At 60.9% G+C, this 21,487-nt stretch carries 12 protein-coding genes, 2 tRNA genes and 2 rRNA genes (1 of these 16 running past the window's edge); 9 read left to right on the forward strand and 7 right to left on the reverse strand.

Translation table 11 applies throughout. The features are described 5' to 3' along the window. The 4 genes from JQ641_RS01635 to JQ641_RS01650 form a co-directional block, all read right to left on the reverse strand. Positions 1-382: ribosomal RNA gene (locus JQ641_RS01635) — 23S ribosomal RNA — on the reverse strand (it extends 2,463 nt beyond the left edge of the window). Positions 383-810: 428 nt separating this feature from the next. Further along, positions 811-886 (reverse strand) — tRNA-Ala (locus JQ641_RS01640). Positions 887-941: 55 nt separating this feature from the next. Beyond that, a tRNA-Ile gene (locus JQ641_RS01645) sits at positions 942-1,018 on the reverse strand. Positions 1,019-1,240: 222 nt separating this feature from the next. Continuing rightward, positions 1,241-2,731: ribosomal RNA gene (locus tag JQ641_RS01650) — 16S ribosomal RNA — on the reverse strand. Together the 16S and 23S rRNA genes with 2 tRNA genes alongside form the textbook arrangement of a ribosomal RNA operon. An 872-nt stretch (positions 2,732-3,603) precedes the next feature. On the opposite strand from JQ641_RS01650, the gene JQ641_RS01655 reads away from it, so the two are divergent. The 7 genes from JQ641_RS01655 to JQ641_RS01685 all read left to right on the forward strand — a co-directional run bounded on the left by JQ641_RS01655 (position 3,604) and on the right by JQ641_RS01685 (position 13,234). After that, a complete protein-coding gene (locus JQ641_RS01655) occupies positions 3,604-5,676 on the forward strand; it encodes a M23 family metallopeptidase (RefSeq protein ID WP_211994098.1) in 2,073 nt (690 codons plus the stop codon). 210 nt (positions 5,677-5,886) lie between these two features. Continuing rightward, entirely contained in the window at positions 5,887-6,843 is a 957-nt protein-coding gene (locus JQ641_RS01660) for an ABC transporter permease (protein WP_211994099.1), read from the forward strand. Further along, positions 6,843-7,739: an ABC transporter permease gene (locus JQ641_RS01665; protein ID WP_211994100.1), complete on the forward strand. Its 897-nt coding sequence runs from the start codon at positions 6,843-6,845 to the stop codon at positions 7,737-7,739. The genes JQ641_RS01660 and JQ641_RS01665 overlap by 1 nt, the downstream gene beginning before the upstream one ends. A 30-nt stretch (positions 7,740-7,769) precedes the next feature. After that, positions 7,770-9,476, forward strand: a complete 1,707-nt coding sequence (locus JQ641_RS01670) for an ABC transporter substrate-binding protein (RefSeq protein WP_211994101.1) — start codon at positions 7,770-7,772, stop codon at positions 9,474-9,476. Positions 9,477-9,490: 14 nt separating this feature from the next. Next, positions 9,491-10,462: an ABC transporter ATP-binding protein gene (locus JQ641_RS01675; RefSeq protein WP_211994102.1), complete on the forward strand. Its 972-nt coding sequence runs from the start codon at positions 9,491-9,493 to the stop codon at positions 10,460-10,462. After that, positions 10,455-11,462, forward strand: coding sequence for an ABC transporter ATP-binding protein (locus tag JQ641_RS01680; protein WP_210337426.1), 1,008 nt, complete (start codon positions 10,455-10,457; stop codon positions 11,460-11,462). Before JQ641_RS01675 ends, JQ641_RS01680 begins: the two co-directional genes overlap by 8 nt. Positions 11,463-11,608: 146 nt before the next feature. After that, positions 11,609-13,234, forward strand: coding sequence for a Vgb family protein (locus tag JQ641_RS01685; protein WP_211994103.1), 1,626 nt, complete (start codon positions 11,609-11,611; stop codon positions 13,232-13,234). Positions 13,235-13,475: 241 nt separating this feature from the next. Here the strand turns inward: JQ641_RS01685 and JQ641_RS01690 are convergent, their stop codons facing one another. The 3 genes from JQ641_RS01690 to clpB form a co-directional block, all read right to left on the reverse strand. After that, a complete protein-coding gene (locus JQ641_RS01690; protein WP_211994104.1) occupies positions 13,476-15,275 on the reverse strand; it encodes a cell wall hydrolase in 1,800 nt (599 codons plus the stop codon). 23 nt (positions 15,276-15,298) lie between these two features. Beyond that, positions 15,299-16,339, reverse strand: coding sequence for a hypothetical protein (locus tag JQ641_RS01695; protein ID WP_211994105.1), 1,041 nt, complete (start codon positions 16,337-16,339; stop codon positions 15,299-15,301). A gap of 540 nt (positions 16,340-16,879) precedes the next feature. Beyond that, a complete protein-coding gene (gene clpB, locus JQ641_RS01700; protein ID WP_211994106.1) occupies positions 16,880-19,519 on the reverse strand; it encodes an ATP-dependent chaperone ClpB in 2,640 nt (879 codons plus the stop codon). A 221-nt stretch (positions 19,520-19,740) separates the two neighbouring features. On the opposite strand from clpB, the gene JQ641_RS01705 reads away from it, so the two are divergent. Further along, positions 19,741-20,526 (forward strand): MOSC domain-containing protein, encoded by a 786-nt coding sequence (locus JQ641_RS01705; RefSeq protein ID WP_211994107.1) that lies wholly within the window; start codon positions 19,741-19,743, stop codon positions 20,524-20,526. Between the two features lie 772 nt (positions 20,527-21,298). Beyond that, positions 21,299-21,433: a hypothetical protein gene (locus JQ641_RS38375; protein ID WP_283813689.1), complete on the forward strand. Its 135-nt coding sequence runs from the start codon at positions 21,299-21,301 to the stop codon at positions 21,431-21,433. Positions 21,434-21,487 lie beyond the last annotated feature (54 nt).

A 21,487-nucleotide genomic window follows, 5' to 3' on the forward strand; every position in this document is an offset into this window, starting at 1 on the left:
GTTCCGGTTGTCTTTGATGTATCACTGGCCTGGTCCGCGTTCGCTCGCCACTACTAACGGAGTCTCGTTTGATGTCCTTTCCTCCGGGTACTTAGATGTTTCAGTTCCCCGGGTTCGCTTAAAACCTCCTATGTATTCAGAGATTTCATACCTTCACTTGATAACTGGAAATCCAAAACCTCACGGCTTGGTCTCAAACATTGCTGTTCAAACCCCAAGATACGAGATCTTGGAGTTCCAGCTATCGAAGGTGGGTTTCCCCATTCGGAAATCCGTGGATCAAAGCTTCTTCGCAGCTCCCCACGGCTTATCGCAGCGTAGCACGTCCTTCATCGCCTCTCAGCGCCAAGGCATCCACCGAACACCCTTAAGGCACTTGATTGCTCTCATTATCAATGTCCACACACTCGGCAGAATGTAGTCCGTACAATTGCCTTGAGGTCGAAACCCCAAAACGCGCACCCTCGATGAATGCTATGCACGGCCGGACAATGATTAGAAAGACCAGCTTGCTTCGTAAGATCAACCCGATAGCGAGGCGGTCAAGCTTCGCTAAAAAGATCATTTACAACTCGCTCACCTCACTCATCTTGCGATGGGTTTCGATGCGCGAGCGCCGAAATGATCTGGAGATTATGAATTGAACTCCGCAAATTGCTTTGCAGACCCAAAACTCGGATCAATCTCCTCTTTACGATGTCAGAAATCACGCACGCGTATCCCGTAGGACACGACATGCGAAGTGATGTTTCGCGGACGATTTGAAATGCGCTTCGTTAGCAGGCCACTTTGTCGATCTTCAATTCCATCTGGTGGAGCCAGACGGGATCGAACCGACGACCTCATGCTTGCAAAGCACGCGCTCTCCCAGCTGAGCTATGGCCCCGTACCAGAAGACGAATGCTTACGTCGGTCATGAGACGTGATGCGCTCGATCAAAGTGGTGGGCCTGGGAAGACTTGAACTTCCGACCTCACGCTTATCAAGCGCGCGCTCTAACCAACTGAGCTACAAGCCCCTAACACGAGAGGCCGCAGTGGCGCGCATCGGCTTAACGCCAGATGCATCGCACAAGCGCTAAGCCCCTGGCGCGTGTTCGTCCGCGAAGAAAGAGAAGCGTAGACGGCGAAATCCCGCCAATGCAGCTCAACGATCCTGACGATCGTTGGCCACTGATGTTTCTAAAACGGTTCGATATCGGCAAGCTACAAGTAGCAAGCTTCTGAAGAACCATCCTTAGAAAGGAGGTGATCCAGCCGCAGGTTCCCCTACGGCTACCTTGTTACGACTTCACCCCAGTCGCTGACCCTACCGTGGCCGGCTGCCTCCCTTGCGGGTTAGCGCACCGTCTTCAGGTAAAACCAACTCCCATGGTGTGACGGGCGGTGTGTACAAGGCCCGGGAACGTATTCACCGTGGCGTGCTGATCCACGATTACTAGCGATTCCAACTTCATGGGCTCGAGTTGCAGAGCCCAATCCGAACTGAGACGGCTTTTTGAGATTTGCGAAGGGTTGCCCCTTAGCGTCCCATTGTCACCGCCATTGTAGCACGTGTGTAGCCCAGCCCGTAAGGGCCATGAGGACTTGACGTCATCCCCACCTTCCTCGCGGCTTATCACCGGCAGTCTCCTTAGAGTGCTCAACTAAATGGTAGCAACTAAGGACGGGGGTTGCGCTCGTTGCGGGACTTAACCCAACATCTCACGACACGAGCTGACGACAGCCATGCAGCACCTGTCTCCGGTCCAGCCGAACTGAAGAACTCCGTCTCTGGAGTCCGCGACCGGGATGTCAAGGGCTGGTAAGGTTCTGCGCGTTGCGTCGAATTAAACCACATGCTCCACCGCTTGTGCGGGCCCCCGTCAATTCCTTTGAGTTTTAATCTTGCGACCGTACTCCCCAGGCGGAATGCTTAAAGCGTTAGCTGCGCCACTAGTGAGTAAACCCACTAACGGCTGGCATTCATCGTTTACGGCGTGGACTACCAGGGTATCTAATCCTGTTTGCTCCCCACGCTTTCGTGCCTCAGCGTCAGTATCGGGCCAGTGAGCCGCCTTCGCCACTGGTGTTCTTGCGAATATCTACGAATTTCACCTCTACACTCGCAGTTCCACTCACCTCTCCCGAACTCAAGATCTTCAGTATCAAAGGCAGTTCTGGAGTTGAGCTCCAGGATTTCACCCCTGACTTAAAGACCCGCCTACGCACCCTTTACGCCCAGTGATTCCGAGCAACGCTAGCCCCCTTCGTATTACCGCGGCTGCTGGCACGAAGTTAGCCGGGGCTTATTCTTGCGGTACCGTCATTATCTTCCCGCACAAAAGAGCTTTACAACCCTAGGGCCTTCATCACTCACGCGGCATGGCTGGATCAGGCTTGCGCCCATTGTCCAATATTCCCCACTGCTGCCTCCCGTAGGAGTTTGGGCCGTGTCTCAGTCCCAATGTGGCTGATCATCCTCTCAGACCAGCTACTGATCGTCGCCTTGGTGAGCCGTTACCTCACCAACTAGCTAATCAGACGCGGGCCAATCTTTCGGCGATAAATCTTTCCCCGTAAGGGCTTATCCGGTATTAGCACAAGTTTCCCTGTGTTGTTCCGAACCAAAAGGTATGTTCCCACGCGTTACTCACCCGTCTGCCGCTGACGTATTGCTACGCCCGCTCGACTTGCATGTGTTAAGCCTGCCGCCAGCGTTCGCTCTGAGCCAGGATCAAACTCTCAAGTTGGACTTGAAACTTCAAACCGGCTGATCACAACGTTTGACGAGGTCCCACCATTTTTTGCCAGCCGAAGCTGACAAGCTGCCTACGATTCACATCGTGGGCAACGATGGTGTAACCTATGTAAACGTGTACCGCCGAAGTCTTTCGTCCGGCCCCAACACTTCAATACTTGCGTATTTCAGTAATCGAGGCCCGCAAGGACTCCGCCGTCCACGTTTCTCTTTCTTCATCTTCACTTGTCAAACAGCCCGGGACCCGAAGGACCCATCTCCCATTGATTGGGAGCTTCCCACTACTGGGAGTTCCGGAAGCAACTTCACCGGACGGCAAATAACAACCGATTGGTATCGGCTGTTGATTCACTCATCATAATGAGGAGCTTCACGGGCGCGACAACTTGCCTTGGCCTCAGGGCCAAAGCAGCGCCGCGCTCAGTGGTCGGGTTATAGGCCCACCCGATTGGACCTGTCAACGGCTTTCGTCAGAAAATTGTCGCACGATGTGGAAGAAATTTTGGACCCCAAGAAGTCTATATATTTGGGGCCTTTACGCCGTACTTGAGCCACAATCCTGCGACGTTCTGACTATAACGTATGCATTGAACCGCCGGATGCCAGTGGGGGCTGCCGGTGTTCATCTACCAGGGATCGGCGATTTCAATGAACCCGTCGCCTTTCCCCACGCGGCCGAGAAACATCGAGAGATCTGCACATCATTGACGTTCGAGATTCCGGCCGGTCTTCTGGCCTTTGATTCCCGAATATTGATTCGTGCGGCGCGCGGTGCACCGGGATCCTCCTTATAGGAGGGCAAAACCGGATCTGGATCGAGCGAAGGTCTAGTCGAATGTTGATGGAATTTGGGGGGACACAGGGTTGAATCAGAAGGCGTCACGCGGAAGCGGCTATGGACGCGAGACCGGGATCATTGATCTCGGTCACGAGCCGCCGCTTTCCGTCGATGGCACCGAGGCCGCGGTGATCGACCGCCGCCGTGTCTCCGTACAATGGTTTAGCGGCACTATCCTGACTGGTCTGTGCGGCGCAGCTCTCATCGGCGGCGCCGTTTTTGCGTCACTCGACGGCGAAATGACCTTTGCCAAGGTGCCGGAGCGCGTCGAAGGCGCGTTGCGCGGCGCTTTCGGCGCCAACGATCGTACCGCCAGCCTGCATAAGAGCGACCGCCTGCCGCCGCCAGGCGAATCGACAGCCGCGCGCAACGTCCAGCGGGTCTCGACCGTGACCCGGGTCGGCAACCGCGACGTGATGCGGGTTCGGCCGTTCATCCGGATCTCCGGCAATTTGTCGATGACGACGAGCGACCTTTCCGCCAAAATCCCGCCATTCAACGCCCAGCGCATGCTGACCGATGTCGGCGCCCCCACTCCCGCCGCCGCTGACGATCCGAACAACCCCGATGCCGTCGAACCCGATGCCGAGGTCTCCTTCGTCACCAAGGACCTCGCTTCCGTGCTGCCGAAGGCGAAACTCGCCGCCGTGGTCGCGCTCGACGAAGTCCTGATGCGCGTGCGGGACGCCGCCAACTGGCGCGGCAACACCGGCGGCGTACGCTATACGGCACTGGCGAACGCCACCGCCGATGCCAGCGGCGTCCAGTCCGACATGAAGCTGGCCTACGCCACCGAGGGCACCGTCTCCGACCCTTATGCCGGCTTTGAAACCCGCGTGGTGCCGGAAAACGTCACGCTGCTGCCGAAGACCAAAGACCAGATCACCGGCGGCAACCCTTCCAACGAGCGCATTCACGTCGTGAAGAAGGGTGATTCGGTCACCTCGATCCTGCGCGATCAGGGCGCAACGCCGGACGAGGCCAAGGCGATCGCCGCAACGCTGGGCGCCCGCGGCCGCGACGGCGGCCTGAAGGAAGGCCAGAAACTCCGTATCCTGATGGCCCCTGCTGCCCCCGGCCCGGGCGTGCGGCTGCAGCCCTATCGGGTGATCGTCGCCAACGAAACCACCATCGAGGCCGTTGCCGCACTGTCCGACGTCGGCAAATACGTCGCCGTCGACGTGCAGAGCATGAATACGGTCGCCGAGGCGGCCGCCGGTAAAGACGACGACGACGATGAGGATGACGGCACCGGCGTCCGGCTCTACCAGAGCATTTACGAGACCGCGTTGCGCAACAAGGTGCCGGCCACGGTCATCGAGGACATGGTCAAGATCTATTCCTACGACGTCGACTTCCAGCGCAAGGTGCAGCCCGGCGATTCCTTCGACGTGTTCTTCGCCGGCGAAGACGACGGCGCGACCATCACCGAAAAGACCGAGGTGCTGTTCGCTTCGCTCACGGTCGGCGGCGAAACCAAGAAATATTACCGCTTCCAGACCCCCGACGACGCGGTCGTCGACTACTACGACGAGACCGGCAAGAGCGCGAAGAAGTTCCTGGTGCGCAAACCCGTCAACAACGCGATCATGCGCTCGGGCTTCGGCGGACGCCGCCATCCGATCCTCGGCTACACCAAGATGCACACCGGCGTCGACTGGGCCACGCCCTACGGCACGCCGATCTTCGCTTCCGGCAACGGCGTCGTCGAGAAAGTCGGCTGGGAAGGCGGCTACGGCAAATACGTCAAGCTGAAGCACAACAACGGTTACGAGACCGCCTACGGCCACATGTCGGCGTTCGCCAAGGGCATGGAGCCCGGCAAGCGGGTGCGTCAGGGCCAGGTGATCGGCTTCGTCGGATCGACGGGCATGTCGACCGGCGCCCACGTGCACTACGAAATCCTGGTCAACGGCCGCTTCGTCGATCCGATGCGCGTGAAGCTGCCGCGTGGCCGCTCGCTCGAAGGCCCGGTCATGGCGGGCTTCGAGAAGGAACGCGATCGCCTCGATACCCAGATGAACAATCGCGGCGGCGCGCGTGTCTCCGACGCCGCCGGCAGCACCGCTGCACCATCGGTGCGGCAAGTCAGCCGCTGAGCGTTTAACTTCCCGGCTTTTCACCTCGTATGTTCGTTAGCGTGAAGTTGCACGCGTTACTGTTCCGCGACGCGGAATGTTTTGCGCGCACACGTACTTCACTCAAGTTCCTCCGCGACAAAATCGCATCGCGCGCGTCGCGATAATGCTTGCGAGCATTTCGGACGCGGTCCACTCTTGTTGCAAGAAGACGATGGGGGGCAGCGAAGGATGCAGGCATATCTCGCACGGCGATTGTTGGCGCTTGTCCCGGCGCTGTTCTTTGCCAGCCTGATTGTCTTCGTCATCGTGCGGCTGGTGCCGGGCAACGTCATCGACATGATGCTCGCCCAGAACGACGTCGGCGCCGACAAGCTCTCGCGTGACCAGCTGATCGCAACGCTCGGTCTCGATCGCCCGATGTGGCTGCAATATTTTCACTGGATCGGCGGCATCCTTTTTCACGGCGATTTCGGCCGCTCGCTCTGGCAGAATACGCCGGTGCGCGAACTGCTCGGCGCCCGGCTGCCGGTGACGTTCCAGCTCGGCTTCATGGCGCTGATCATTGCGCTGATCATCGCGCTGCCGATCGGCATCTATTCTGCGATCCGGCAGGACACCGCCGGCGATTATCTCACCCGTTCGTTCTCGATCCTGATGCTGGCGGTGCCGAGCTTCTGGATGGGCACCATGGTCATGGTGTTCCCGTCGATCTGGTGGGGCTGGTCGCCGCAGGTGAACTTCGTCGCGTTCACCGACAATCCACTGCAGAACCTCAAGCAGATGATTCTGCCGGCGATCATTCTGGGCACCGCGCTGTCGGCCATCACCATGCGCCTGACCCGCACCATGATGCTGGAGGTGCTGCGCCAGGATTATATCCGCACCGCCTGGGCCAAGGGCCTGTCGGAGCGGCTGGTCGTCATCCGGCATGCACTGCGCAACGCGCTGATCCCGGTGGTTACGCTGATCGGCCTGCAGGCGCCGATCCTGATCGGCGGCGCCGTTATCGTCGAGCAGATCTTCGTCATTCCCGGCATGGGGCTGCTGCTGCTCGACGCCATCAGCCAGCGCGACTACCCGATCATTACCGGCGTCAGCCTCGTGATCGGTCTTTGCGTGATGCTGATCAATCTCGCCGTCGACCTGAGTTACGGCCTGCTCGATCCCAAGGTGAGATACCGCTGATGACGCTGGCGATCGATATTCCGGCCACGAGCGGCAAGACCGAGCGCAACGGCGTCCTCCGCTTTGTCATCCGACTGTTCCGCGAGAAGCCGCTCGGCGCCGCCGGCGGCGTCATCTTCATCCTATTCCTGCTGTGCGGGATCTTCGCCGATGTTCTGGCGCCCTATGGCATGAACCAGATCAGCCCGCGCAACCGCCTGATGGCGCCGTCATGGGCCTATCCGTTCGGAACCGACAATCTCGGCCGCGACATGCTCTCGCGCTGTCTCTATGGCGCCCAGATTTCCGTCATCATCGCCTTTGCCGCAGCGTCGCTGGCCACCGTCATCTCCATCGTGATCGGCATCATCACCGGCTATCTCGGCGGCAAGATCGATCTCGTGACGCAACGGTTCGTCGATGCCTGGATGAGCTTTCCCGATCTCATCATCCTCCTGGTCGTGGTTTCGGTTCTCGGCCCCGGCCTGCCGCAGATCATCGGTACGCTCGGCCTGCTGCTCGGCATCGCCGGCTCGCGCATCATCCGCTCCGCCGTGGTGTCGGTGCGCGAGAACATGTATGTGCACGCCGCTCAATCGATCGGCGCCTCGACCGGCCGCATCCTGTGGCGGCATATCCTGCCCAACATCATGCCACCGATCATCGTGCTGTTCACGACGCGTGTCGGCACCGTGATCCTCGCCGAGTCGGGCCTGTCGTTTCTCGGCCTTGGCGTGCCGCCGCCGACGCCGACCTGGGGCGGCATGCTGTCGGGCTCGGGACGCACCTTCATGTTCCAGGGACCCTGGCTGGCGCTGGCGCCGGGCCTCTGTCTGACGATCGTCGTTTACGCCACCAACGTGTTCGGAGATGCCTTGCGGGACTTGCTCGACCCACGCATGCGCGGATCAAGATAAATCGCTGAATTAAGAATAAAGGAGGAAACCATGAGTGTTATTCGCAACGCCTGGCGCCTGGCCGCCGGGTCGGCCGCGATCCTGTTCGCGCTGGCCATGCCGGCATCGGCGCAAACCGAAGCAAAACCGCAATATGGCGGCACGCTCGAGATCGGCACCGTCTATGTGACGCTGTCGGCCTTGTCGTTCGACCCGGCCGACTGGAACTGGAAGCTCAACCACGACACCGGCAACTATCTCGAGCAACTGTTCGCCGCCGACCTCTCGAAGTCGAAGAAAAACGGCGGCAAGCATCCATTCTACGCCGACGCCTACCTGCCTTCCGACGCCATCCGTGGCGAACTGGCGGAAAGCTGGGAGTGGAAAAAGGATCCGTTGCGCGTCGAGATCCGCCTGCGCAAGGGCATCATGTTTCCGGACAAGCCGGGTGTGATGCAATCGCGCGAGTTGAACGCCGAAGACGTCGTGTTCAGCTATAATCGCCTAGCCAAGAGCCCGAAAGCGCAGGCCGGGTACTTCTCCTATGTCGACAAGGTGGAAGCCACCGACCGCCACACGGTGGTGTTCACCTTCAACTCTTTCCACGCCGAATGGGACTACCGCTTCGGCTGGGGCTACTACTCCCCGATCTACCCCAAGGAAATGGCCGACGCCGGCGCGACCAACTGGAAGAACGGCAACGGCACGGGCCCGTTCATGCTGACCGACTTCGTGCAGGGCAATTCCAACACCTACTCCAAGAACCCGATCTACTGGGACAAGGAGAAGATCGGCGGCGCCGAATACAAGCTGCCCTTTGTCGACAAGGTGGTCTATCGCACCATCAAGGACGAGGCGACGTTCCTCACCGCGCTGCGGACCGGCAAGCTTGACATCCTCGAGACGATCAGGTGGTCGGCGGTCGATGAACTGAAGAAGAGCGCGCCGCAATTGCAGTGGTCGAAATGGCTCAACATGAGCGGCACGTTCCTTGCGATGCGCGTCGACACCAAACCGTTCGACGACATCAGAGTCCGCCGCGCGCTCAATCTCGCTGTCAACAAGCAGGAAATCGTCAAGGAATTTTACGGTGGCAACGCCGAGCTGTTCGCCTATCCGCAGCATCCCGATTACGGCGGATATTTCGAACCACTGTCGGCCATGCCTGACTCGGTCAAAGAACTGTTCACTTACAATCCCGAGAAGGCGAAGAAGCTGCTGGCCGAAGCCGGCGTGCCGAAGGGGTTTACCTTCAAGGTGCAGGTTTGCTCATGTTCGCCCGATCATATCGACCTGATTCCGCTGCTGGCGGCCTATCTCGAGCAGGTCGGCGTCAAGATCGAAATCCAGACCATGGAATATGGCGCGTTTCTTTCCGCCATGACCACCAAGACCAACGCGGCCGGTTACTTAATGAACAACGGCCACACCAACCCGACGCGCTCGCTGCACAAGAGCTTCTTCACCAAGGAGGTCTGGAACCCGTCGCAATGGTCCGATCCGAAGCTGGACGCCAAGCTCGATGAAATGTACCGCACGTCGGACGAGGAAAAACGCGTCGAGATAATCCGCGATATCACCCGCGAGATCGTCGACAAGGCGCCATACATCTGGCTTCCCACCCCGTACATCTTCACGGCCTGGTGGCCCTGGGTGAAGAACTACGCCGGCGAACTCCGCGCCGGCGCCGTTCGTCCGGGGCCGATCTATGCCCGGATCTGGGTCGATCAGGACCTCAAGAAGAAGATGGGCCATTGAGCGGGACCGCGGCGATGACGCGCCCACTGCTGGAAGTCAAAAACCTGACGACGCGGTTCCGCACCGAGCGCGGAACCGTGACCGCGGTCGATGGCGTCTCGTTTCATGTCGATCCCGGTGAGACACTCGCGATCGTCGGCGAGTCCGGGTCCGGCAAGAGCGTGACCGCGCTCTCCGTGCTGCGCCTGATTCCGAATCCACCGGGGCGGATCGAGAGCGGGGAAATCCTGTTCGACGGCACGGATCTGTTGAAGCTCGACGATCCCGGCATCCGCGCGGTCCGCGGCAACAAGATCGCGATGATCTTCCAGGAGCCGATGTCCTCGCTCAATCCGGCGCTGACCGTCGGCCTCCAGGTCGCCGAGCCGATCAATGTGCATCGGGGCACGCCGTGGGAAAAAGCCTATGAGGCTGCGACCGAACTGATCGGCCGCGTCCGCATCGGCGATGCCGCGAGCCGGCTCGGCTCCTATCCGCACCAATATTCCGGCGGCATGCGCCAGCGCGTGATGATCGCGATGGCGCTGGCTTGCGCGCCACGCCTGATCATCGCCGATGAGCCGACCACCGCGCTCGACGTCACGGTTCAGGCGCAGATCCTGGACCTCCTGAAGGAAGTCACGCGTGAGACCGGCTCCTCGCTGATCCTGATCACCCATGATCTCGGCGTCGTCGCCCGCTATGCCGACCGCGTCGCGGTCATGTATGGCGGCCGCATCGTCGAAGTCGCGCCGGCGCGCGAGCTCTACGCCCGGCCACAGCATCCCTATACGTCAGGCCTGATGGCTTCCGTTCCCCGCCTCGACGGCGGCGGCGGCAGGCGCCTGATGCCGATCGAGGGCCAGCCGCCTGATCTCGCCAGCCTGCCGCCCGGCTGTTCCTTCGCGCCGCGCTGCCGCGCGGTCCTGGATCAATGCCGAACCGCGAAGCCTGAACTGCTTCAGGTCGCCGACCGTCACGCCAAAGCGTGTTTCGCCCATGTCTGACGCGCTGCCCGAGCCATCCGTCGATACCATCCTTCGGGTCGAGGATCTGAAGGTTCATTTCCCGGTCACCAAGGGCATCATCCTGCAGCGCCAGGTCGCGACCGTCAAAGCGGTCGACGGCGTTTCGTTCACGATCCGGCGCGGCGAGACGCTGGGCCTCGTCGGCGAAAGCGGCTCCGGCAAATCGACCACGGGACTAGCGGTACTGCGGATGCTGACGCCGACCGCCGGGCGGATCGTGTTCGAGGGACAGGACATCGCCCCGCACCGCGGCGCCGAATTGCTGGGTGTGCGGCGCCGGATGCAGATGGTCTATCAGGACCCTTATGGCTCGCTCAATCCGCGCATGACGATCCGCAACATCGTCGGCGAGCCGCTGGCCGTTCATGGCCTCGATGGCGACAAGGCGGCGACCCGCGACAAGATCGCTTCCCTGATCGCTTCCGTCGGCCTGTTGCCGGACATGGCCGATCGCTATCCGCATGAATTCTCCGGCGGCCAGCGCCAGCGCATCGGCATCGCCCGCGCGCTGGCGCTGGAGCCGAGCCTCTTGATCGCCGACGAGCCGGTGTCTGCGCTCGACGTCTCGATCCAGGCGCAGGTCATCAATTTGTTCATGGACCTACAGGAGCGGCTGGGGCTGACCTATCTGTTCATCGCGCATGATCTGGCTGTGGTCCGCCACATCTCGACGCGCATCGCGGTGATGTATCTCGGCCGCCTCGTCGAAATCGCCGACCGCGACGACCTCTATCGCAACCCGCTGCATCCCTACACCGAAGCCCTGATGGCGGCGGTGCCGGTCGCCGATCCCGAGGTGGAAGCGCGCCGGCCGCGTGCGGTGATTTCAGGCGAAGTGCCGAGCGCGCTGCGGCCGCCGCCCGGATGCAGCTTCCACACCCGTTGCCCCCGTGCCATGGCGGTGTGCAAGACCGATCAGCCGCCGCTCCGCGAGCTCGGTCCGGGACGCGCGGTGGCGTGTCATCTGCACGCAGGATGAGCTCTCGCAAGATTCTTAAGAGTCCAGTTCGCAGCGCATTGTCATTTTTGTGGCGACGAGGCCGCGCCGCAACGACAAGTTTTGTTTGCCAAACTGCGCAAGCGAACGAATACTCACCCCCATAATAAAAAACGGGAGGTAGCGTCATGACGAGCAGGCTTGCATTCGGTGCGACTGTGGCTGCGGCAGTGTTTCTTGCCACCGGCGCCTCGGCGCAGACCTATGAAGTTACCAAACTCGTACCAGGCTCGGCATTTCACGGCGTCCATGGGCTCGGCATCGACAAGGCCGGGCGGCTGTTCGCCGGCAGCGTCGCGGGTGCGGCGCTCTACGAAGTCGATCGCGCGAGCGGCACGGCCAAGATCGCGGTTGCCTCGCCGGAAGGCATGGCCGACGACATCGCCTTTGCCCCCGACGGCACCATGGCGTGGACCGCATTCCTGACCGGCGACCTCTACTCGCGAAAGGGCGACGGCCCGGTCAAGAAGCTGGCCTCCGGCCTGCCCGGCATCAACTCGCTCGCGTTTCGCAAGGACGGACGGCTGTACGCGACGCAGGTGTTCCTCGGCGACGCGCTCTATGAGATCGATGTCGAGGGCGCCAAGCCGCCGCGCAAGATCATGGAGAAGATGGGCGGCCTCAACGGCTTCGAGTTTGGGCCGGACGACAAGCTTTACGGCCCGCTCTGGTTCAAGGGCCAAGTCGCCAGGGTCGACGTCGACAAGGCCGAGCTGACTGTGGTCGCCGACGGTTTCAAGATTCCGGCGGCGGTCAATTTCGATTCCAAGGGCAATCTTTGGGTCGTGGACACCGCGCTCGGCCAATTGGTGCGGGTCGATCCGAAGTCCGGCGCCAAGAAGATGGTGGCGCAGCTCAAGCCTTCGCTCGACAACCTCGCGATCGACGACAAGGACCGGATCTTCGTTTCCAACATGGCCGATAACGGCATTCAGGAGGTCGATCCGGAAACCGGCGCTGCCAAGCAAGTGATCATCGGCAAACTGGCGCTGCCCGGCGGCATCGGCGTCGTCTCGGACGGCGGCAAAGACACCCTCTACGTCGCCGACGTGTTCGCCTACCGCACCGTCGACGGCGCCACCGGCGAGGTCTCCGAGCCTGCCCGCATGCATGCCGACGGCGTGACGCTGGAGTATCCGATGAGCGCCACCGCGCGGGGCGACGACGTGATCCTGTCGAGCTGGTTCACCGGCACGGTGCAGTTGATCGACCGCAAGACCGGTAAGACCAGGGACATGCTTCACGACTTCAAGGCGCCGCACGACGCCGTCAAGCTCGGTGACGGCTCCATTCTCGTCAACGAACTCGGCAGCAAATCGCTGGTCCGCGCCAGTGGCGAGCACGGCAAGGACCGTAAGGTTCTGATCGGGGACCTCGAAGGACCGGTCGGCATGGCCGCCACCGCATCGGGCGATGCGGTCTATGTCACGGAAGCCTTCGCCGGCCGCGTCTCGAAGATCGGCACCAACGGCGAGAAGACAATCGTCGCCAAGGACCTGAAAATGCCCGAAGGCATCGCGCTCGGGCCCGACGGCATGCTGGTCGTCGCCGAAGTCGGCGCCAGGCGCATTGTCGGGATCAATCCGAAAGACGGGACCGTCACCGAGATCGCCGCCAACCTGCCGATCGGCCTCGCCCCTGCCCCCGGCGGATTGCCGTCCAACATCCCGACCGGCGTCGGCGTCGGCGCATCCGGGACGATTTACTTCTCGTCGGATCTGGAGAACGCGATTTACAAGGTGGTGAGGAAGTAGCGCAGGGCATCGAAGCCCTGACGGTCGCGGTCCCGGTCGCCAATCCCAAAGCACGCAGGCCGCACGCCGTCATGTCGGTGAGATGTCGGGCGCGCCGCGGCCACTGCCCGGATGCAGCTTCCACACCCGTTGCCCGCGCGCGGAGAAATCGCCCGCATCGGCAAGACGATCCACGAAGCAGCGCCATTGGCCACCCCGATGATGCCCTACCTTCCGCATCATGACGGTCACCAAGACCCCCTCAACGTACGTTCTTGAAGAACCTGTGGACGCCGATCTCCGCAGTGAGAGTTGCACCAATCGTCCAGGAAGGGGCGGCAATCGTTCTCGCGTAATAGTGCGTAGCGCCACCTGTATTGTCCGCGACCGCCCCATCAATCACGCGGCGAGCTACTGCGAGGCAGTCTTTGAAGGTTGGGTTTTCGCTATCTTGATCCAGCGCCAGGATCTTTGGCCGGTTTGGATCACCCACGTTAAAGCAAGAGAATTGGCTAGGCTGCAGACAAACCCCTTCGATGGTGTCCCGGAATTTGTGTGAATTCACTCGATTGATAACCACGTGAGCGACGGCTTCACGGCCTGCGTTGGATTCGCCCCTGGCCTCGCCAAAAATCGTGCGAGCCAAAGCCAAGTGATCGTCGGGGTCAGCGATCTGGTCCAGAACCGACGAGCCTCCCCCTGACGGCGTCGGCGCCACATTTAGCCAACGGATGTCGACGATGGTTGAAACCTTGAAAGGCGAGAGGTTTACGCCGCGATGCTGGTTGCCGCCCAGCAACTCGATTGTGTTTGCATCAATAAATTTTGAATGGAAGCCAACGTGACCCGACGAGCCTGTGGTGCCCGGCTGAGGAGAGAGCACCACGACCGCTCCCTCCGGAATATCCTTCAGCCCGACCGCGATCGCTTTGCCCCACTTCCGCCAACTAACCGCGCGAGCGGATACCTTGGGTATGCTGGCTGCCGCTGTCGCATTTTCGCTTTTTGCGAGGCAATGCGCCACAAAGGCACCGCACCATGCCGGAACCCCACCACCTCCCACGGCGCCGTGATCTGTGGAAAGAAAGTATTTCTTGATCTCCGGATTATCTCCCGGTTCTGCAACGTTGCGAGATTTGATTGCCTTTGCAATAGCCAACCAGGGAGCGCTTCCGGGCGCCCCGCCACCCTGCGGCAACTCTCCTGGAGCGAACTGCCTGATTAATTCGAACGCTTTCGCCAGCGCCGAACCAAGCGCTCCGTCAGTCGCTGCGACAAACTCGGCGACAGTTTTCGGAGCCGCTTCGGTACCGACCAAGTCAGAACGCGTGCTGAAAAGCGTCTTAAGCTGCACGGCCTTCAACAAGGGCGGTACGAGCACCGTGTCGAGCGGCCTGTCGCGACCCGCAGCCGTTTCGTTTTCATCCAGGATCTTGACCGCTGGTGCGGGACCAAGCAGATAGGCATGGAAGACACTTAGATAGCTGGGAAGGAATGGGTCACTTTCACTGGCAACCGGTGGAACCGACTTGAGCCTGCTGATCTCCTTGGCGTCGGCGAGCATGCTATGGCCTGCGGCCCAGATTTGGCTGACGTAATTGTCGAAATCACTCGGGTTGAACGGCTTGAATGGCTTGGCCAGGTCGCCGCCATCCTTTAAAAACGATTTCCATTCTCCGGAGGATACCTGGAGCGGACCGACTGCATCCGAGGTCGTGCTTTTCGGACCACTGTTAATCAGCCCGGTCTCGATGATCGCACGAGCGATAAGAAAGTCCGCAGCGATGAACCAAGGCACCGTAGCTGGAAGATTATTGAATGACCGTTCGACGACGATAGATTGCTGTACGAATATTTCCGGGACGAGCGGTACACGCTCCTCGTCCGAGGCTTCCAGGTCAGCCGTGAGAGCCCAACCGACCAGTCCACCCGGATCGATCTCGCTGAACAGGTCCTGAGTTTTTCCGGTGGATTCGACCGGCTGGTTCGGAAACAGAATGCCGAGCTTCGGTCCTGTCGGCGTTTGCAGAAAGTCAGTGCGCTTCTTTGCTTGCAGCTTCATGTTGGCCCCCGTTCCGAAGAACCTCAGTTTGGCAGAGCGTTGTAGAGGTCTGGCGTTACTTGATCTGCAAGGTCGTCGGGCATATCCAATGTCAAATCTTTGCTTATCGAAGGTAGTCCGCGAACCTCTCTAATCCTGGCTCTCGCGCTGTCCAACGTATCGCCTGTGACTTTCAGCGTACCTCCTTGCACCTTATTCAAAGAGGCAATCAAATCCGCCAACGCCGTTTTGCCTGTGGGATTGTTTCGGAAGGTTCGGAGTTCGAAGAAATTTCTCGGACCCTTACCGTCCTGAGAACACTGCCGCGACGCAAGGATCTCGCCAATTTCCTGAGAGTCCAACTTGCCGTTGTTCTTTGCCTTCGGACGGACCCCCACCGGATTGTCCATCGTAGCTTCATAGACCCTGATAAGCGCTACCGTGCTGGGGAATTGCATCGTGCCGATCTCGCTCTTTGGCACGCAAAGCGCTTTTTGAATCCCTTTGACGTACTCAGGACCCTGAGCTTGTGGGTCATATGTATCGAGTATCGCTTTGAATTCCGGATGCTCCGTATATCGGGGCCGACCGGGGTTCACGAGAGTCTGTTTAGGCTGAAGCGGCACCCCAAGCGTCGGAAGCGCGGGACCGGATCCGGGGGCCATCCCGGTTTGCTTGAATACAGTCACCGTCGAATTGATGTTCGCCGAAATCGTCATCGGCATGCAGATCGAAAGGTACGTTCGCAGCGTGTGGACTGCCGCGGGCTTGTTATCGATCGATGAGGAGAACTTGACCAGATCCCTGCGAAAAAGGTCACGATTTGGGATCACGACACTCTGGACTGTCGTCTGGTCGACCTGCAGCAGCAAAGAATGGAAATTTTTTACCGAGTCATTGGCCAGTCCGAAAGCCGCCGATATCGCAGCCAACCCAACTCCGCTGACACCCGTTATGTTTGGATTGGTGAGTGCATCCACTGCGAACCGGATCGCGCCGATCTCCGCAAGAACGGCCGCCTTCTCGCGCCTTTTCAGGTCAAGCCACGCCAGATATGAATCGCAGCGGGCATCGATATCATTCAAACCGGCTTGAACGACGATCGGCCAGTAATTGGCTGAAACCTACGAGCAACCTGGCACGTCAGCGCCGACATCATTGCTGGCGCTACGGCACAAGTATTCCAGATAAACATTCTGGAGCTCGATGGATGAGGCCGTTGCCGCTGTATAGAGCTGAGTGCCAACTCCATCACGAACATAAGCCCGGTCGTTCGGATCGCACCCGCCCAGCAGCAGCGCCAAACCCATACACCAAGCAACGATACCCGCACGCATCGCACGCCCCCACACCCTACGGTTGGGATTGTGGAGACGAGTCCGGAGGTTGCACAAGGAGATTCTACGCCTAGAGCGCTAAATCGGCATGCGTGTCGCTTTTACACCACACACCTTTTGGGTGTGACGACTCGCCTCACGTCCAAGTTGCATAGTGGAATCAAGCGGTTCGAGTGATTTTACCGCTGCTGCAATCACCTAAAAAAACAGCCTGCGCGAGGCAGGCCGTTTTGTTGTCTATGTCGCTTTGCGTGCATTGCAGGATGCGTCGCTGCGCCGCCTGATCGGTCAGTTCAGCTTGCGCTTCGGGATCGGCGCCTCGAACGTCGCGATCTCGGCGGTCTGCGGTGCCTTGCCGTTGAAGGTCAATACGTTGCCTTCGCTAGAGATCACCACGCGGTCGCCGTCGGCGACCGAGCCTTCGAGGATCATCTCGGCCAGCGGATCCTGCAAATTGCGCTGGATCACCCGCTTCAGGGGACGGGCGCCATAGGCGGGATCCCAGCCCTTGGCGGCGAGCCAGTCGCGCGCCGCGGCATCCAGCGTGAGCGTGATCTTGCGCTCCTCCAACAGCTTCTGCAGCCGCGCGAACTGGATCTCGACGATCCGGCCCATCTCGCTCTTCTGCAAGCGGTGGAACAGGATGATCTCATCGACCCGGTTGAGGAATTCGGGGCGGAAATGCGCCCGCACCATCCCCATCACCTGATCGCGCACTTCAGAGGTGTCCTCGCCTTCCGGCTGGTTCACCAGGAATTCCGAACCGAGGTTCGAGGTCATGATGATCAGCGTGTTGCGGAAGTCGACGGTGCGGCCCTGGCCGTCGGTCAGCCGGCCGTCGTCGAGCACCTGCAGCAGCACGTTGAAGACGTCGGGATGCGCCTTTTCGATCTCGTCGAACAGCACCACCTGATAGGGCCGCCGCCGCACCGCTTCGGTGAGCGCGCCGCCCTCGTCATAGCCGACATAGCCCGGAGGCGCGCCGATCAGCCGCGAGACCGAGTGTTTTTCCATGTACTCGGACATATCGAGGCGGACCATCGCGGTCTCGTCGTTGAACAGATACTCCGCCAGCGCCTTGGTCAGTTCGGTCTTGCCGACGCCGGTCGGCCCCAGGAACATGAACGACCCCATTGGGCGGTTGGGGTCCTGCAAGCCCGCGCGCGAACGGCGGACGGCGGTCGCCACCGCACGCACGGCTTCAGCCTGGCCGACCACCCGCTGGCCGAGACTGCCTTCCATCTTCAGCAGCTTGTCCTTTTCGCCCTCCAGCATCTTGTCGACGGGCACACCGGTCCAGCGCGACACCACCTGCGCGATGTGGTCGGCGGTAACCGCCTCCTCCATCATCTCGCCGGGGTTCTCCTTGGCTTCGATGTCGGCAAGCTTCTTCTCCAGTTCGGGAATCCGGCCATAGGCCAGTTCCCCCGCGCGCTGGAATTCGCCGCGGCGCTGGGCGTTGGCAAGCTCGATGCGCAAGGCATCGAGGTCGCTCTTCAGCTTCTGGGCATCGGAGAGCTTGTTCTTCTCCGCGCTCCAGCGCGCCGTCAGCGCCGCCGACTTCTCCTCGAGCTCGGCGAGTTCCTTTTCCAGCGTCTGCAGGCGGCTCTTGGAGCCGGCATCGCTTTCCTTCCGGAGCGCCTCCTGCTCGATCTTCAGGCGGATGATCTCCCGATCCATCGTATCGAGCTCTTCCGGCTTGGAATCGACCTGCATCTTGAGCCGCGCCGAGGCCTCGTCCATCAGGTCGATGGCCTTGTCGGGCAGGAAGCGGTCGGTGATGTAGCGGTTCGACAGCGTGGTGGCGGCCACCAGCGCCGAATCCGTGATGCGCACGCCGTGGTGCTGTTCGTATTTGTCCTTCAGGCCGCGCAGAATCGAGATCGTGTCCTCGACCGTCGGCTCGGAAACGAAGATCGGCTGGAACCGGCGCGCCAGCGCCGCATCCTTTTCGACATGCTTGCGGTATTCGTCGAGCGTGGTGGCGCCGATGCAATGCAGTTCGCCGCGCGCCAGCGCCGGCTTCAACAGGTTGGACGCGTCCATCGCGCCATCAGCCTTGCCGGCGCCGATCAGCGTGTGCATCTCGTCGATGAACAGGATGATGCTGCCTTCGGCCGAAGTGACTTCGGCCAGCACGGCCTTCAGCCGCTCCTCGAACTCGCCGCGGTATTTGGCGCCCGCAATCAGCGAGCCGAGGTCAAGCACCAGCAGCTTCTTGTCTTTCAGGCTCTCCGGAACGTCGCCGTTGAGAATCCGCAGCGCCAGACCCTCGACGATCGCGGTCTTGCCGACGCCGGGTTCGCCGATCAGCACGGGATTGTTCTTGGTGCGGCGGGAGAGCACCTGAATGGTGCGGCGGATTTCCTCGTCGCGGCCGATCACCGGATCGAGCTTGCCGTCGCGCGCGGCCTGGGTGAGGTCGCGGGCATACTTTTTCAATGCGTCATAGGCGTTCTCGGCGGTCGCCGAGTCAGCGGTGCGGCCCTTGCGCAGGCTTTCGATCGCAGCATTGAGGTTCTGCGGGGTGACGCCGCCCTTGCTCAGGATGGTCGCGGCCTCGCTGCCCTTCTCGAGGGTCAGGCCCAGCAGCAGCCGCTCCACGGTAACAAAGCTGTCGCCGGCTTTTTCGGCCGCCTTTTCCGACGCGTCGAAGGCGCGCGCCAGTTCGGGGGCGAGATAGACCTGCCCCGCGCCACTGCCGGATACTTTCGGGAGTTTGCCCAGCGCGTCCTCGGTGGCCTTGAGGATGGCGCGGGAATTGCCGCCGGCGCGGTCGATCAGACCCCCGGCGAGGCCTTCGCTGTCGTCCAGCAGCACTTTGAGTATGTGCAGCGGGGAGAATTGCTGGTGGCCGTCGCGCACGGCCAGCGACTGCGCAGACTGGATGAAACCGCGCGCACGCTCGGTGTATTTCTCAATATTCATTCTTCACTTCCCTCGGCCTGCCACCCCCACCCCGAAGGCATGGACGCGGCATCTTCATTGGGTTTCCGCACGGCCGCGTTGACATTCCTCAACCAGCCGGCGGTCGTCGCCGTCATTTCAGGCTTGACGCAAATGTGGGCATGTCAGGCCAAAAACGGAAGAGGCCGATTTTGCAATTTCAGCGTAGTGGCAGGCTGCAAAAGAATCTCTTAAAAGGCCGGATGACCTCGTCAAAACCCCCTGAGATCACCGGTATCTACCGCTATCCCGTCAAGGGCCTGACCCCTGAGCCGCTGCCGCGTGCGGTCCTGACCCCCGGCGAGACCCTGCTGGCCGACCGCCGCTACGCCATCGAAAACGGCCCCTCCGGCTTCGATCCGGCCGAGCCGAAATGGCTGCCAAAACCGCATTTCCTGATGCTGCAGCGGGACGGCTGGCTGGCGGCGCTGCAGACCCATTTCGACGATGCCAGCCACGTGCTGACCATCCGGCACAACGGCGTGGTGGCTGCCCAGGGCAACCTCGAAACCGCCGAGGGCCGAGCCGCCATCGAGGCGTTCTTCGCCACCAGCTATGCCGGCCAGATCAAGGGGCCGCCGAAGGTGCTGACCAGCCCGGGCCACAGTTTCTCCGACGTCGCCCGCAAGGTGGTCTCGATCATCAACCTGGCGAGCCTGCGCGCCATCGAGAACATGGTCGACCACCCCGTCCACCCCCTGCGCTTCCGCGCCAACCTCTATGTCGAGGGCTGGCCGGCCTGGCACGAGTTCGACCTGCTCGACCGCACCATCGCGATCGGCGATGTCAGGCTCAAGGTGGTGAAGCGGATCGTCCGCTGCGCCGCTGTCAACGTCGATCCTGATACCGCGGAGCGCGATCTGGCCATCCCGCAGGCGCTGCAGCGCAGGCTCGGTCACGGCGATTGCGGCATCTATGCCGAGGTGACGGCGGGCGGCAGCATCGCCGTCGGCGATGCCATCATGGCGGAACAGCCGGAATTGTTGTGAGGTAGCTTGGGATGAAGCGGCGATTTCCGCTGTCGTCCTCCGCGAAAGCGGGGGACCCAGTACGCCGCGGCTTCTCGGTTCAATCATTACGGTCTCTGGAATACTGGGTCCCCGCCCCCGTGCGCAATTGCGCACTCGGCGGGGACGACGATTGTGGGTGCGACACACACCTCGACGTTCTCGCGACGCATTGCGCCCGAGCCTTGCCAGAAATCTCCTTGCCCCCGAAAATGAGGGCGCAGGGAAGACCGGGTGCGCGCTGCACCCGCGGTCTCGCGTGCGGTTTGCACAAAACAAAGTGCACACGAGCATACAGGGCAGCGGAGAACACCCGGCCTTCCCTGCGCAATGGCTTTACGGCTTATGCCGTGCTCTCCCCGGAGACGAGTTCTTGGTTGACTCCGTCGCTGCCGTTCGGCTCTCGCCCACCCGACAGCTTGACGCCTGCAACGGGTGCCAGGACCACACGGTTTTGCCGTACGCTCATCCACGCCATCGTCGAGGCGCAAACCAGCGTCCACCGCAACCCGTCCAACGTCCGTGACGACGGCCGACGCCCTTCTGAGGAGGACGGGATGGGCAATGATATGCACCTGATTTTCATTCTGGTAAACAGAAATATTTTTCAGCCGGAGCTTGACACGATTTCGATAAATCAGAAGTGATTTGCCCGTCGTGCCAGTTTGTCGCGCCAGTCTGCCCGTTCGCGGGCATAGCGCTCCCAAATGGAACCGGCGGCCACTCAGAACGTTTGCTTGGGGTGGAGGACATCATGCGCAAAGTCTTCTCACTGTTGGACGACGAACAGCGGCAGGCGCTCATCGAGGTCGTTGACCTCGGCACGGCGGTTGCTTCAGCCGGGCTGATCGTGTCGATCCTCAATGTGTTCGTCGATCTGGTGACGTGAACCGCCTGAGCCATCGGGTGGGTGGGAGTTTTCGGCCAGCCCGCTTCGAGGGCC

This window comes from Bradyrhizobium sp. JYMT SZCCT0180 (assembly GCF_018130165.1).
Taxonomy (GTDB): domain Bacteria; phylum Pseudomonadota; class Alphaproteobacteria; order Rhizobiales; family Xanthobacteraceae; genus Bradyrhizobium.

What these genes read in the sequence shown, in the direction of transcription:
- JQ641_RS01660 (WP_211994099.1), top strand. Translation starts at nt 5,887, where the DNA reads ATGCAGGCATATCTCGCACGGCGATTGTTGGCGCTTGTCCCGGCGCTG.
- JQ641_RS01665 (WP_211994100.1), top strand. Translation starts at nt 6,843, where the DNA reads ATGACGCTGGCGATCGATATTCCGGCCACGAGCGGCAAGACCGAGCGC.
- JQ641_RS01670 (WP_211994101.1), top strand. Translation starts at nt 7,770, where the DNA reads ATGAGTGTTATTCGCAACGCCTGGCGCCTGGCCGCCGGGTCGGCCGCG.
- JQ641_RS01675 (WP_211994102.1), top strand. Translation starts at nt 9,491, where the DNA reads ATGACGCGCCCACTGCTGGAAGTCAAAAACCTGACGACGCGGTTCCGC.
- JQ641_RS01680 (WP_210337426.1), top strand. Translation starts at nt 10,455, where the DNA reads ATGTCTGACGCGCTGCCCGAGCCATCCGTCGATACCATCCTTCGGGTC.
- JQ641_RS01685 (WP_211994103.1), top strand. Translation starts at nt 11,609, where the DNA reads ATGACGAGCAGGCTTGCATTCGGTGCGACTGTGGCTGCGGCAGTGTTT.
- JQ641_RS01690 (WP_211994104.1), bottom strand. Translation starts at nt 15,275, where the DNA reads ATGAAGCTGCAAGCAAAGAAGCGCACTGACTTTCTGCAAACGCCGACA.
- clpB (WP_211994106.1), bottom strand. Translation starts at nt 19,519, where the DNA reads ATGAATATTGAGAAATACACCGAGCGTGCGCGCGGTTTCATCCAGTCT.
- JQ641_RS01705 (WP_211994107.1), top strand. Translation starts at nt 19,741, where the DNA reads ATGACCTCGTCAAAACCCCCTGAGATCACCGGTATCTACCGCTATCCC.
- JQ641_RS38375 (WP_283813689.1), top strand. Translation starts at nt 21,299, where the DNA reads ATGCGCAAAGTCTTCTCACTGTTGGACGACGAACAGCGGCAGGCGCTC.